The 13,187-nt window shown below is 62.8% G+C and carries 15 protein-coding genes; 9 read left to right on the plus strand and 6 right to left on the minus strand.

Annotated features, from left to right (window positions below; all coding sequences use genetic code 11):
* The first annotated feature begins 83 nt into the window (after positions 1 to 83).
* Positions 84 to 689 carry a LysE/ArgO family amino acid transporter gene (locus P9875_RS12295; protein ID WP_278318524.1) on the plus strand — a complete coding sequence of 202 codons (606 nt, stop codon included), beginning with the start codon at positions 84 to 86 and terminating at the stop codon, positions 687 to 689.
* Here the strand turns inward: P9875_RS12295 and P9875_RS12300 are convergent, their stop codons facing one another.
* A complete protein-coding gene (locus tag P9875_RS12300; protein ID WP_278318525.1) occupies positions 690 to 2,120 on the minus strand; it encodes a coniferyl aldehyde dehydrogenase in 1,431 nt (476 codons plus the stop codon).
* 147 nt (positions 2,121 to 2,267) lie between these two features.
* Here P9875_RS12300 and trxC point away from each other — a divergent pair, with 147 nt between their 5' ends.
* The 5 genes from trxC (at position 2,268) to P9875_RS12325 (ending at position 5,056) form a co-directional block, all read left to right on the plus strand.
* Positions 2,268 to 2,720: a thioredoxin TrxC gene (trxC, locus tag P9875_RS12305; RefSeq protein WP_278318526.1), complete on the plus strand. Its 453-nt coding sequence runs from the start codon at positions 2,268 to 2,270 to the stop codon at positions 2,718 to 2,720.
* Between the two features lie 70 nt (positions 2,721 to 2,790).
* Positions 2,791 to 3,300, plus strand: a complete 510-nt coding sequence (locus P9875_RS12310; protein ID WP_423221850.1) for a MarR family winged helix-turn-helix transcriptional regulator — start codon at positions 2,791 to 2,793, stop codon at positions 3,298 to 3,300.
* Positions 3,297 to 4,043, plus strand: coding sequence for a HEAT repeat domain-containing protein (locus P9875_RS12315; protein WP_278318528.1), 747 nt, complete (start codon positions 3,297 to 3,299; stop codon positions 4,041 to 4,043). The genes P9875_RS12310 and P9875_RS12315 overlap by 4 nt, the downstream gene beginning before the upstream one ends.
* Before the next feature lie 24 nt (positions 4,044 to 4,067).
* Entirely contained in the window at positions 4,068 to 4,403 is a 336-nt protein-coding gene (locus tag P9875_RS12320) for a DUF6616 family protein (RefSeq protein ID WP_278318529.1), read from the plus strand.
* A gap of 62 nt (positions 4,404 to 4,465) precedes the next feature.
* Positions 4,466 to 5,056, plus strand: a complete 591-nt coding sequence (locus P9875_RS12325) for a DUF1287 domain-containing protein (RefSeq protein ID WP_278318530.1) — start codon at positions 4,466 to 4,468, stop codon at positions 5,054 to 5,056.
* Here P9875_RS12325 and P9875_RS12330 read toward each other — a convergent pair.
* Complete coding sequence (locus P9875_RS12330; RefSeq protein ID WP_278318531.1) at positions 5,025 to 6,497, minus strand: PLP-dependent aminotransferase family protein; 1,473 nt, start codon at positions 6,495 to 6,497, stop codon at positions 5,025 to 5,027. The two genes, P9875_RS12325 and P9875_RS12330, sit on opposite strands and share 32 nt — an antisense overlap.
* 104 nt (positions 6,498 to 6,601) lie before the next feature.
* On the opposite strand from P9875_RS12330, the gene P9875_RS12335 reads away from it, so the two are divergent.
* Together P9875_RS12335 and P9875_RS12340 are read left to right on the plus strand one after the other, a co-directional pair.
* A complete protein-coding gene (locus tag P9875_RS12335) occupies positions 6,602 to 7,042 on the plus strand; it encodes a carboxymuconolactone decarboxylase family protein (protein WP_035817618.1) in 441 nt (146 codons plus the stop codon).
* Between the two features lie 80 nt (positions 7,043 to 7,122).
* Positions 7,123 to 7,419, plus strand: a complete 297-nt coding sequence (locus P9875_RS12340; protein WP_099402445.1) for a hypothetical protein — start codon at positions 7,123 to 7,125, stop codon at positions 7,417 to 7,419.
* Between the two features lie 68 nt (positions 7,420 to 7,487).
* Here the strand turns inward: P9875_RS12340 and P9875_RS12345 are convergent, their stop codons facing one another.
* Positions 7,488 to 8,663, minus strand: a complete 1,176-nt coding sequence (locus tag P9875_RS12345; RefSeq protein ID WP_035817620.1) for a multidrug effflux MFS transporter — start codon at positions 8,661 to 8,663, stop codon at positions 7,488 to 7,490.
* A 190-nt stretch (positions 8,664 to 8,853) separates the two neighbouring features.
* Between P9875_RS12345 and epsC the strand changes: the two genes are divergently transcribed.
* Positions 8,854 to 9,807, plus strand: coding sequence for a serine O-acetyltransferase EpsC (gene epsC / locus P9875_RS12350; RefSeq protein ID WP_278318532.1), 954 nt, complete (start codon positions 8,854 to 8,856; stop codon positions 9,805 to 9,807).
* An 82-nt stretch (positions 9,808 to 9,889) separates the two neighbouring features.
* On the opposite strand, the gene P9875_RS12355 is transcribed toward epsC, so the two are convergent.
* The 3 genes from P9875_RS12355 to P9875_RS12365 form a co-directional block, all read right to left on the minus strand.
* Positions 9,890 to 10,369, minus strand: coding sequence for an META domain-containing protein (locus tag P9875_RS12355; protein ID WP_278318533.1), 480 nt, complete (start codon positions 10,367 to 10,369; stop codon positions 9,890 to 9,892).
* A gap of 92 nt (positions 10,370 to 10,461) precedes the next feature.
* Positions 10,462 to 11,367: a subclass B3 metallo-beta-lactamase gene (gene bla, locus P9875_RS12360; protein WP_278318534.1), complete on the minus strand. Its 906-nt coding sequence runs from the start codon at positions 11,365 to 11,367 to the stop codon at positions 10,462 to 10,464.
* 189 nt (positions 11,368 to 11,556) lie between these two features.
* Entirely contained in the window at positions 11,557 to 12,921 is a 1,365-nt protein-coding gene (locus tag P9875_RS12365) for a hypothetical protein (RefSeq protein ID WP_035817625.1), read from the minus strand.
* Positions 12,922 to 13,187 lie beyond the last annotated feature (266 nt).

A 13,187-nucleotide genomic window follows, 5' to 3' on the forward strand; every position in this document is an offset into this window, starting at 1 on the left:
CTCCACCTACCTTTGATGACTTTGCCGTCGCCGGCAGAGCGTGGGCGGCCGTGCGCGTGATGGAAAGCAATAAAGGAATCGATATGGACAGCGCAATCTTCTTGAAAGGCATGGGGCTCGGAGCGAGCCTGATCGTGGCCATCGGCACGCAAAACGCTTTTTTGCTCAAGCAGGGCTTGAAGCGCCATTACGTGCTCACCTGCATCCTCGTCTGCCTCGTGTGCGACGCGATGTTGATCACGGCCGGCGTGGCCGGCATGGGCACCTTCATTGCCGACAATCCTAATTTCCTGCTGTGGGCCAAGGCCGGCGGCGCGACCTTCCTGATCGCCTATGGCTTGCGCGCGGCCAAATCCGCCTGGCGTCCGACGGCCATGACGGTGTCGGCGGCCAAGTCGCCGGAAGGCTACTGGGCCGTGATCGGCGCGGCGCTGGCGTTCAGCCTGCTGAACCCGCACGCCTTCCTCGATACGGTGATTTTGCTCGGCTCGATCGGCGGCCAGCATGAAGGCGTGGGACGCTTCTACTTCGCCGGCGGCGCCATCATGGCTTCGGCCCTGTGGTTCTTCCTGCTGGGCTTTGGCGCCCGCTACCTGGCGCCCGTGTTTGCCAAGCCCATGGCATGGCGCGTGCTTGACGGCATCATCGCCCTCGTCATGTGGGCCATCGCCGCCTCGCTGTTCCTGTAATCAGCGGGTCAGGAAGTTCAATACGCGGCTGGCCAGCTTGCCGTACGGCGGCCACAGCAGTTTCAAAGCGCTGTAGCGGGCCTGGTAAAACACGGGCCGCAGCTTGCTGAAGGTGTGAAAACCTTCCACGCCGTGGTAGTGGCCCATGCCGGACTCTCCCACGCCGCCGAAGGGCAGGTCGTGCTGGCCCACGTGGTACAGGGCGTCGTTGACGGACACGCCGCCCGACATCACCCGGTCGATCAGCAGCTGCACCGTACGGGCATCATTGCTGAACGGATAGATGGCCAGCGGGCGCGGCCCCGCGTTGATGCTGTCGATGACGCTTTCCAGATTCGTGTAGCCGCGCAGCGGCAGGATGGGGCCAAAGATTTCGCGCGTCAGCAGCAGGCTGTCCTCGGGTGCGTCGAGCACGATGTGCGGCGCGATCTTGCGTGTGGCCCGGTCGTGGCTTGGGCCCGGCAGCAGCGAAATCACTTGCGCGCCCCGTGCGCGCGCTTCGTCGAGCGCCTGCAGCAGCCGTTCAAACGCAGCCGCGTCGATGATGGACGTGTAGTCTGGCGTATTCAGCCCGGCATAGCGGGCCGGCATGATCTGGCGCGCATGGTCGACGAAGGCGGCGATGCTGGCTTCGGGCAGCCAGGCGTGGTCGACGCTGGTGCAGATTTGCCCCGCGTTCAGGTACTTGACGAACAGGATGCGCTCGGCTGCCGTGCGCACGTCGAAGTCGGCGCAGACGATGGCCGGCGCCTTGCCGCCCAGCTCCAGGGTGACGGGGCACAGGTTCTGCGCGGCCGCCGCCATGACGGCGCGTCCCGTCTGGCCGGAACCCGTAAACAGCAGATGGTCGAACGGCAGTTGCGAGAAGTCAATGCCCACGCCGCCCGTCTCGTCAAAGAACTGCAGTTTTTCAGGCGGAAAGTAGGCGGGCATGGTGTCGATCAGCAGTCGCGCCAGGTGGCGCGAGTTTTCGCTCATCTTGACCATGGCGCGGTTGCCGGCGGCAAAAATGTAGGTCAAGGGCACCAGGCTCAGGTTCACGGGAAAATTCCACGGCACGATGACACCCACCACGCCCAGCGGCTGCGGCATCACGCGGTTGCGGGCGCCAGGGAAGGTGCGCCAGTCGGCGCCACGGCGCTGCGGCCGCATCCATTTTTTCAGGTGTTTTAATACATGGGTGATGCCGTCAATGGCGGGAAAGATCTCCGCCAGCAAGGTTTCGTGGTTGGAACGGTTGCCATAATCGGCGCTGATCGCTTCGCAGAGCGCGTCTTTATGGTCGCGGATGAAGCGCTGCAAGGTTTGCAGGTCGCGTTTGCGCTCGGCCAGGGTCGGCACAGGGTGGGCCAGGCAGGCGGCGCGCTGCATGGCCAGGGCGGCAGCCAGCTCGGCGTTCTTCAATTCCCTGTTTTCTGCGACATCAGGCATTGTTTTCCTTGGCCGGCTCGGCAATGCGCGCGCCGTTCCGGCACACTATAGTCGACTATCCAGATAGGCGCCGCCAGCGTGCCGACGGCCTTGCACGATACGCCGTAAAATGTCCGGCAACTGTACGCTACCCTTTCCAGGAATGCCATGACCTCGACCACGCCAGGCTCCCTGCACATCGTGTGCCCCCATTGCGACGCCGTCAACCGCCTGCCTGCCGCCCGCCTGATTGAGCAGCCCACTTGCGGCAAGTGCCAGAAGGATTTGTTTACGGGACAGCCCGTGGACCTGGCCAGCGCCCGCTTCCTCAAGCATATCGAGCGCAGCGACATTCCCGTGCTGGTCGACTTCTGGGCGCCGTGGTGCGGCCCGTGCCGCAGCATGGCGCCATTCTATGTGCAAGCCGCCAAGACCCTGGAGCCGGCGTTTCGCGTCGTCAAGGTGAATACGGAAGCGTCGCCGGACCTGGGCAGCCGTTTCAATATTCGCAGCATTCCCACGCTGGCCCTGTTCCGCAAGGGCGTGGAAGTGGCGCGCCAGCCGGGCGCCATCGATGCCAATGCCATCATCGCCTGGGCAAGGGATAAAGCCCGCTTGTGAGGCGAGAGGAAAACCATCGCGGTTTTCCATTTGACATTTCGTATGGCGCCATATTATATTGCGCCATATGATAAAACTCGAACAGAAATACACGGCCCTGCTCGGTGATGTGCAGCGCCGCGCCAGTGGTCTCGACATGACGCGATCCATCGGACAGTTGCGCCTGTGCTTTGAAGTGCTGGGCCTGGCGTCCGCCATCGATGGCGATTGCGCCGTGCGCCTGGGCCGGCATGGCTTGTCGGAAGGAAAATTTGTCTTGTTGTCCCTGTTGCGCGACGTGCCGGGCGGGCTGTCGCCGCATGAACTGGCCGAACGGGCAGGCGTGACGCGCGGCACCATCACGGGCTTGCTCGACGGCATGGAACGCGACGGTTTCCTGGCGCGCCATCCTGACCAGTTTGATAGGCGCAAGCTGCTGGTGCGCCTGAGTCCCAAGGGAGACATGGCCGCCGCGACCCTGGTCGATGAACACGCGCAATGGATCGCCAGCCTGTTTGCCGATTTCACGGCCGAGGAAATGCAGTTGTTGAGCGCGCTGCTGGAAAAAGCCTGGCGCAAGACGGACCGAGGTGTGGCATGAGCCGTGGCGTCGCCGACATCGCTCCCGCGCGCCTGGCCCTGCTGAACGGGGGCAGCGTGCCCAGCGCCACCCTGACGGAAGGCCTGGCCATCGATTTCGCCCAGCTGCTGGCCGCAGCCGTGCCCGCTGTCGGCGCCGCGCGCCTGGAGCAACTGCGCGCGCAGGCCGCAGCTGGCATCACCAAACGCATGGCGCTGGCGGCGCAATTGCTGCTCGAAGCCAACACCGACCTGGCGCTGCTGCAAGCGCATGCCTCCGACACGGTACGCGGCTGGGTCTGCTTTGCCATCGCCGCCCAGGCTGGCTGGACCTTGCCGCAGCAGCTGGCCGCCATGCGGCCGCTGGCCGACGATGGCCACTTCGGCGTGCGCGAATGGGCCTGGCTGGCGCTGCGGCCCCATCTGGCGGCGCAGCTTGACGAGGCGATTGCCTTGCTGGCGCCGTGGACGGCGGACCCGTCGGAAAGAGTGCGCCGTTTCGCCTGCGAAGCGCTGCGCCCGCGCGGCGTCTGGTGCGCGCATATTGCCCGCTTAAAAGAGCAGCCGCAGCTGGCCTTGCCCATGCTGCAAGCCTTGCGCGCCGACCCGGCCGTTTATGTGCAGGATTCCGTGGCCAACTGGCTCAACGATGCGGCCAAGAGCCAGCCGGACTGGGTGCGCAGCCTGTGCGCGCAATGGCTGCTGGAAAGTGACAATGCCGCCACCCAGCGCATCTGCAAGCGTGCCCAGCGCTCGCTGGCCTGACGATTGATTACCCAAGGAGAAAGCATGCATTACCTGTTAGAACTGTATAGCCCAAAACCGGCCTGGCTGGCCCTCGACGGCGCCGCGCGCCAGGCGTATTTCGACATGGTGGGCGCCGGCATGGCGGCCTTGTCCGGCACGGGTGCCGAAGCGCTGGCCATGGGCGCCATCGATGGCGGCAAGCTGCATGCGGCTGCCCAGCAATTCTATGCCGTCTGGCGCTTCCCGGACGAGGCCGCACTGGACGCCTTGCTGGCTGGCATCGCCGCCACGGGCTGGCATGATTATTTTGACACCATCAATGCGGCTGGCCCGGCCGTGGATTTCCCTGCCCACCTGGCGCAGCTGGCGGCGGTCTAAGCGTACGGCGTTTTCCTTGCCACTGAGGTAAAGTTTGCATTTCCATCCGAACACTGACGTTGATGCCGACCAAACTGCTTTCCACCCTGATGCTTGCCCTGGCGCCCATGCTGGCGTCGGCAATCCCTGCCACCCCGCAAGCCCTCGTCGCCGCCGCCCGCAAGCAGGTGGGGGTGACCGTGCAGTACGACCCGCGCTACGAACGGCTCGCTTATCCGGGCGGCGACGTGCCGCTCGAGCGGGGCGTGTGCACGGATGTGGTCGTGCGCGCCTACCGCCAGCTGGGGCAGGATTTGCAGGTGCTGGTGCACGAAGACATGCGCAAGGCGTGGCAGGTGTACCAGCAGCAGGGACGCTGGCAAATGAAGGGGCCGGACCGCAATATCGACCACCGCCGCGTGCCGAACCTGGGCACCTACTTTGCCCGCCATGGCACCAGCTTGCGGCCAAGCAAGGAAGCGAACGCTTACCGCGCGGGCGACATCGTCACCTGGCGCCTGCCGCGCAACCTCACGCACATCGGCATCGTCAGCGACAAGCAGTCGTGGGGCGGCGTGCCGCTCATCATCCACAATATCGGCGAGGGTGCGCGCGAGGAAAATATTCTGTTCAGCTATCCGATCACGGGGCACTACCGCTGGCAGCCACGTTGACGGGGAGGGGCGCTATTTCCTGCAAAATCGCCAGCACGAGGGCCAGCGCCGTGTCGATATCGAGCTTGTCGATGGCGCCATAGCCGAGGAACAGGCCTTCATGGCGGGCGGTGCCATGGTAAAAGCCCGATAGCGCATACAGGCTGACGTCGGCCTGGCGTGCGCGGCGCAGCAATTCGGCGATATCGAGCGGCGCCTGCGCCAGGGCCGCCACGTGGAAGCCGGCGCTGGCCGGCACCAGGCGGAACCACGGCGCCAGCGGACCGTTGAACCAGTGCTGCAGCCGCTCGCGCCGCCCCGCATAAATATCATGGCAGCGGCGTATGTGGCGCAGCAAATGGCCGTCGCCGATGAACTTGGCCAGCGCATGCTGGCCCAGGCTGGCCGTATGGCAATCGCTCAGGTATTTCACCGTTTCCACTGCGGCCACGATGGCTTGCGGCAGCACCGCATAGCCGAGCCGCAATTCCGGCAGCATGATTTTCGAAAAGCTGCCCACATGGGCGACGATGCCGTAGCGGTCCATGCTTTGCAGGGAATCCTCGGGCCGGCCTTCGTAGCGGAAGGCGCTGTCGTAATCGTCCTCAATGATGATGGCACCCAGTTGCTGGGCCCGCTCCAGCAAGGCATGGCGGCGCGCCATGCTCATCGGCATGCCCAGCGGAAATTGATGCGCGGGCGTGACATAGATCAGCCGCGTGCCGTCCGGGATTTGCCCGACGATGAGGCCATCCTCATCCACTTCGATGCCCACCACGCGGGCGCCCTGGCTGGCGAACACGGCGCGCGCCACCGGGTAGCCAGGTTCTTCCACGGCAACCGTGTCGCCCGCTTCCAGCAGGGTCAGCGCCAGCAGGTGCAAGGCTTGCTGCGCGCCGCTGGTGACGAGCACTTGTTCCTCGGTGCAATGGATGCCGCGGCTGAAGGCGGCATGGCCGGCAATCGCCGCGCGCAAGGCCGGCAAACCGGCGACAGGGCCATAGCGGCCGCGCGCCTGGCCACCCTGGCGCAGCGCGTGCAGCATGCAGGCGCGCCATTCATCCTGCGGGAAGTGCGCGGGCGTGGCGCGTCCGCCGATGAAGGCGTAGCGAGCGGGCTCTTCCTGGCTGGCGCGGCGCAGGGGCGTGGGCGTCGCTTCCCAGCGGGCGATGCGCTGCGCGCTGGCCAGCGGCGTGCTGGCGTGGCGCCGCTGCGGCGAGGCGTGCGGCGTCTGCACGAAGCTGCCCACACCTACTTTGCCGACCAGCAACTTTTCATAACCGAGCCTGTCATACACGTCGGACACCGTCTTGCGCGACAGGCCCAGCTGGCTGGCCAGCAGGCGCGATGGCGGCAATTGCTGGCCGTCCGTCAGCCGGCCCGAGCGGATGGCCTCGCTGAGCTGGCGGTACAGCTGGCCGCCCAGGTCGCGCGTGCCGTCGATCAGGATATGTAATTCCATGGTGTGTCTGCTGGTGGTCTGCCGGTTTTTGGGGGGATTGGCCTGCCTCGCTTACTGCTTGCGCTTTTACAATGATGCATCTCTACTTTACAAGGAATGCCATCATGACACAGCAACGACTCGACTTCACACAAGCTTCGCCGGACGCTGTCAAGGCCATGTACGCGCTGGAAGCGGCGATCGCCAGGCTGGGCGTGGAACACTCGCTGCTCGAACTGATCCGCCTGCGCGCCTCGCAAATCAACGGCTGCGCTTTTTGCGTGGACATGCACACGAGCGACGCGCGCAAGGCGGGCGAAACGGAACGCCGCCTGTATGCCGTGTCCGTCTGGCGCGAAACGCCGTTCTTCACGCCGCGCGAGCGGGCCGTGCTGGCCTGGACGGAAGCGCTGACCCTGCTGCCGCAAAGCCAGGCACCGGATGACGTGTATGCGGCGCTGGCGGAACAATTGACGCCGGCGGAAATGGTCAACGTGACCCTGGCCATCGGCTCCATCAACACCTGGAACCGCCTGGCCGTGGGCTTTCGCAAGATGCCTGAATAAATCCTGTGTTCGTTCGCGAACAGACGTATGGTTTGCTGCTGCGTAGGCTGGCAGGACGATTGATCAGCCAGGGAGCAGCCATGCAAGTACCTATTGAGGAAGGCGCCGACAAGACGTTGGAGCAGCACGAAGAAGCGCGCCGCGAATTCATCGCCGAACTGTGGCGGCGCTACGAAGCGTTGCAGGAATGGGCCGTCAGCCATTGGCCGGATCAGCAACACCCGCTCAGTTCCGCCGACTTCGTCGAATCGCGCAAGGAAATCTTGAGCTTGCGTTCGCCGGCCGGTTCCTTGAACCAGCCAGCGCAGCAAAATGAAGCGGAACCGGAGCAGGGCGGGGCGCAATATGTTGATGTGACGCCAGCGCCATGGCCGTAACCTTGACCGTAATCCGACGTCACCCGCCAACAATGTTGTCGGATTACGCGCTTGCGCGCTAATCCGACCTACGCGTCGCTTTTGCCCTGTGCAAACACCCAGCAAACCAAACTTACCAGCAGCCCCGCCATCACGCCATACGCCAGATTCAAGGCGCTGTCGAACAGCAGCGGCGCCACCAGGCCCGAGACCAGCGCGAACAGCAGCATCTGGATGAACGATTGCATCGACGACGCCAGACCGCTGTTGTTGGGGAAGTGGTTCAGGGCCATCAGGGTCATTGGCGGCATGGCGATCGACAGGGCGAACGAATAGAAGAACAGGGGCAGCACGGCCCACGGCACTTCGGCGGCAAAGACATAGTTGTAGCCGATGTTGGCTGCAGCCGCCACCAGCATCAGGATGAAGCCGGCCCAGATCATCTGGCGCTGGCTGTAGCGGTGGGCGATTTTCGCCGACAGGGCCGAACCGAACACCATGCCGCTGATCAGGGGAATGAACAGCCAGGCAAATGCCGTCTCCGGCAGGTGCAGGATGTTGATGATGAAGTAGGCAGCCGAACCGATGTACAGGGCGAAGCCGCCAAAGGCGGCGCCAATGGCCGTCGACAGCAGCAGGAACTGGCGGTGGCACAGCACTTTCCAGTAATTGACGGCGATGTCGCCCAGGTGGAAGGCGTGGCGCTGCTCCTTCGGCAGGCTCTCCGGCAGCGCGCGCCAGACGACGACGAACATCAGCACGCCGAAGGCCGACAGGAACCAGAATATCCAGCGCCAGCCCAGGCCCACCTGCAGCCAGCCGCCCAGCACGGGCGCGATGGCCGGCGCCAGCGCGAACACCATCATGATGTGCGAGAGGATTTTTTGTGCGGCGGCGCCCGAATAGCGGTCTTGCACGATGGCGCGGCCGATCACGGAGCCGGCACCGGCCGACAGCCCCTGCAGCACGCGCCAGGCCAGCAGCCAGCCCAGCGACGGCGCCAGCGCGGCGCCCACGGAGGCGATCACATACAGCACCAGCGAGACGAGAATCACGGGACGGCGGCCGAACGAGTCGGACAGGGTGCCGTAAAACAGCATCATGAAGGCGAACGTGAACAGGAAAAAGCTCAGGGTCTGCTGCACCAGCAGGGGGCTGGCATTGAAATCTTGCACGATGGCGGGGAACGACGGCAGATAGGTGTCAATTGCAAGCGGTCCGACCATCGCCAGGCCCGCCAAAATCCATGTTAATAATTTAGTCATGTTGAACAGTGTTTTTGTTAGCCCGTCATTTTACGCTAGTGGAAGCAATCGGGTTTGCCGGCGACCTCTCTTAGTCAGGCATATGCGTTTTTTGCATATGGATGCTTGAAATTCTTCGTTTGCTTTGTCATGTGCCGCCTTTAAGCTGGGGCGACCCGGCTTGTTTGCCGTTTTCTGGAAGTGATACGCCATGCATAGCATTTACCCCGCGGCGCCCGCCGACGACACGGCCCAGTGGAACCTGGGGCCCGTGATCCAGGCCTTGCGCAGCTCGCGCGAAGACAAGCACAAGATCCGCCATAACGGCAGGGTGCGTGAACTGCCGTCGCGCGAAGCGCTCACCACCATCGTCAACGGCCTGTCGGCGGCCCTGTTCCCCACGCATTACGGGCGGCCCAATCTGACGGACGAAAGCATCGATTATTTTGTCGGCGATACCCTCAACACCACCCTGAACCGCCTCAGCGAACAGGTGCGGCGCGGCCTGCTGTTCTCGGCTCCGGCTCACGCCATTCCGGCCGGTGATGAAGGCGATGCCGCCAGCGATGATGCGGCCCTGGCGCAGCAGGCGCGCGACATCACCCGTGCATTCGCCGCCAGCCTGCCCGACATCCGCGCCCTGCTGGTGTCGGACGTGCAGGCCGCGTATGCGGGCGACCCGGCCGCCACCTCGGTGGCCGAGATCATGCTGTGCTACCCGGGCACCATCGCCATCTTGTACCACCGCCTGGCGCACCGTCTGCATGCGCTGGGTGCGCCGTTCCTGGCGCGCCTGATCGCCGACATCGCGCACACCCTGACGGGCATCGACATCCATCCGGGCGCGCACATCGGCGCCTCCTTTTTCATCGACCACGGCACGGGCGTGGTGATCGGCGAGACGGCCATCATCGGCCAGCGGGTGCGCCTGTACCAGGCCGTCACCCTGGGCGCGAAGCGCTTCCCGGCCGACGCAAGCGGTGCGCTGATCAAGGGCACGCCGCGCCACCCCATCGTCGAGGATGACGTGGTCATTTACGCGGGCGCGACCGTGCTGGGGCGCATCACCATCGGCGCGGGATCGACTATCGGGGGAAATGTGTGGCTGACGCAGAGCGTGCCAGCGAATAGCAATGTATCGCAGGCGCAGATGCGCAACGACTGAGAAGAATGGAAGGGAAAACGAACCCCAGCGCAGAAACTGGGGTCGTACCCTCAGGGTACGACCCCGGTATTTGCGGTTGGGTTTACTTCGCCGTCAGCACTTCATACCGCGCCACGGGCACGCCATCTTTCAGCAGCAGCAATTCCTGGTCGGCGTAGCGGTAGCCATTGACTTCGCCCAGGGTGCTCAAGAGCAGGCGCTCGAGGTCCATGTCCTGCGGCTGGCACATCATCATGGTGCCGGCCATCTGTCCAAAGTTCAAGGTGCTGACGCCATCGCTGGTGTAGCCGCCCATCATCTGGTTGCAGCCGCTGTTGCCGCTGGCACGGCCATCAGCCAGCTGCAGGGTCACTTCGCGCTGTTCGGGCGCCTTGCGCACCACTTGCTTGCCCTTCAATTCCTTCAGCTTCCACTGCGTGCCCGTCAGCTTCGGCGCCGGCTTGGCGGGCGATGTGGCGCCTGGCGCGGCGGCGGCTGCGTCGCTGCGTACGGGCGTTTGCGCGCAGCCGGCCGTGATGGCGACGATGGCGGCGAAGGGAATCAGTCTGGCGAGTTTGAACATGGTATTTCCTGGTTAACGTGATAAATAATAGCCGCCAGCGTAGCAGATCGGCGCCGCGCCGGCGTGCACGCTTGACAAGCTCAATGGCAAGCTCACTGCTGTTTTTCCTGTTCCAGCCGGGACTCGAGCACCGTGCGCGCCGCCGCCACGTAGGCGCGGCAAGCTTGCGGGTCGATGAACGCCTCGCTGCCGGCCGTGGCGCTGGCCTCCAGACGCTCCCATAATTGCGACGCCTCCGGGTGAGCCGAGATCAGTACGTCGCACGGCAGTTTTTCCAGGGTCTCGAAGCTGTGGCGCAAGTCCGCCACCGCGTTCGGATACTCGCTGCTGGCGCTGAACTTGAAGCCGGGACGCGAGACGGCGTTGAGGCTGTCCGCGTAGACCATGTTCAGGCAGCGGGGGCCGTCGCACGATTGCCACGTCCAGCTCAGGCCTCCGGGCGTGTGGCCCGGCGTGGCATGCGCCGTCAGGTTGACGGGGCCGACGTTGAACTGGCCGCCGTCGCGCGCCAGGCGCATGTCCTTGACGGGCGGGTACTTGGGCAGCGCGTGGTATTGCGGGTCGTCCGGGCCCACTTCGCCCGACGCCAGATCCAGTGCGGCCGATGGGCTGGCCGCCACCAGCGCATTGCTGCGACGCTGCAGTTCGGCCAGGCCGCCCGCATGGTCGATATGGCCATGCGAATTGAGTATCAGCTTGACGTCCTCGATGCGAAAACCCAGGGTGGCGATATTGTCGACGATCTTGGGCGCCGATTCCGGCAAGCCACCGTCGATCAGCACGTGGCCCTGCGGCGACGTCACCAGCACGGAACTGAGGCCTTTCACGCCCACATAATAGGTATTGCCGAAGATGCGGAACGGTGTCTGGTCCGCGTTCCAGGTGGCGCAGACGTCGCAGCCCGGCGTCGGCGCCGTGACTGGCGCCTGCGCCCATGCCAGGGAAGCATGGCCTGCCAGCAGCACCAGTGCCAGCGCGCGTGTAAGAGTGGGGGGCATTGCGTTCCTTATCCGTGTTGCCAAGGTGGCGTATGCTGACATGGAACGGGACTGGACGCAAATGGCGCCTGGTGTCAGATCGCGTGCGCGGCGTGCAGTTCGCCGAGGATGGTTTCTTTTAAATGGGCTTGCGCCGCCGGCGTGCGGCCACGTCGTAATGGGCGCGTGGCAGGCTGACATGGTCATAACTTAGTTCATTCTGATGTGATGACGACTAAATAATGCTTTGAAGAACTGTTCAACCATAATTGATGACTGAGGGGATTGTAGTTCAATCCCTCCAAATCGATAAACCTCATAACCTGCCAATTTGAGTTCCCGGTCTCCTGCCGCCAATCGAGCATACCTGCGCGTGTCAGCTCGGCAGTTATCATCGGCGTAGTGTTGAACCCCGTCAACTTCAATTACGACCCTAGCACCGCCAGGTAGTAGAAGAAGGAAGTCCATACGATGGTTGAGTAGTGCGTGCACACCACGCTGTGCCACAGTCTTAGGATCCCAGTGCAACCAGACCTCTGGTAATAGCGCTGGCAAATCCGGAATCTCCTTCCCGAATGCGCTGTAGAACGATGTGAACAGCAAGCGCTGGGGTGGTGAAGATTTCGGCAAGCAAGACAATAGCCTTTGGTACAACGTCTTTTTCGCAGCTTGCGGGTCCTTTTCCATCGATGTATCCGCCCACCATTGCTGCAAGTCTTTCCAGCGCAGGCCTTCCACACCTATTGGTCTGTCATAGAAGAGGCAGTCGTTTGCATTTGATGCAATTTCAATGTCGTTGTTTACCGCGTCTCGGAAACGAATGTCTGGTTTGATGGAGGATGCGAAGATAAGATTTTTCGGTCGGGCGTGTGCTGTATGCAGGGCTACTAGGCTGTAGACCGGGTAGCCTTCGTGCTCGTCTATGTGACGCATCTCTACACCACATGCCTTAAGAGGTACATTCATCGCCGCTACGATGGACATCTGGTGCTCAATGTCTATCTGGACGTCTGCCGAGGTGAGACCTTTGAGAAAGACACTAAATCGATTGTCAGAAAGATCAAACACCGTCAGGTAGTCGAATAGCCATTCGACGTTGGCGTCTTCTTCATTGCGGACAAAATGTCGAAAAATTTCTCCAAGTACTCCAGTGGGCTCGCCAGTTAAAGATGCCCAGCTTACTGCCTCGTAGATGACAAACACATCTTTGAGTAGTTGAGCAAAGCTTTCCCAATGGTGAAAGAGCACAAGTGACTGCAGTGCGCGCGCGACGTCGCGACGGTGCCGTTTCGGTATAACAACAACTGGTGTATCGTCCCAAAGGATGTCTTGGACGTCATTACGCACTTGAGGACTCAAGTGCCGCCGGTCGACCAATCCTTGCGCGAAGCGGGGGACATCTATATCTTCCAAAGCATCGAAAGCGGCGTGCCAGCGGTCTCGCTTACTACCCACGTCGTCCGGAACTGGCAGCCCTAACTCAATGCAGCGCTCCGGTATAAACGTATTTGTACAGAGATCTTTGAAATCGCCGACTGTAGGACGAAGTATGTCGCGTAGAGCAGGAATATCCATTTGGTCATATTGGTCAGAGGACGAACCAATTCTACTCTACGACGTATAACTGTAGGCGAGTTGCCTGGCTACCCGGGCAGAAGTAATTCTCCAGCGTAGGTCTTTCGTGTAGTGATCGTGTGCGACCTGGCCAGCGACAGGAGACCCGTGTCGGAGCTAACTGCCGTCTATAGCTCGTCTCATCAAGTGTCCGGATTTGGAAAACCCGATGGCGAGCTTGATCTTTATCTATTCCGCGACGCCCCCAAACGCTTGCTGCTGGGATT

Source organism: Janthinobacterium rivuli, assembly GCF_029690045.1.
Lineage (GTDB): Bacteria > Pseudomonadota > Gammaproteobacteria > Burkholderiales > Burkholderiaceae_D > Janthinobacterium > Janthinobacterium rivuli.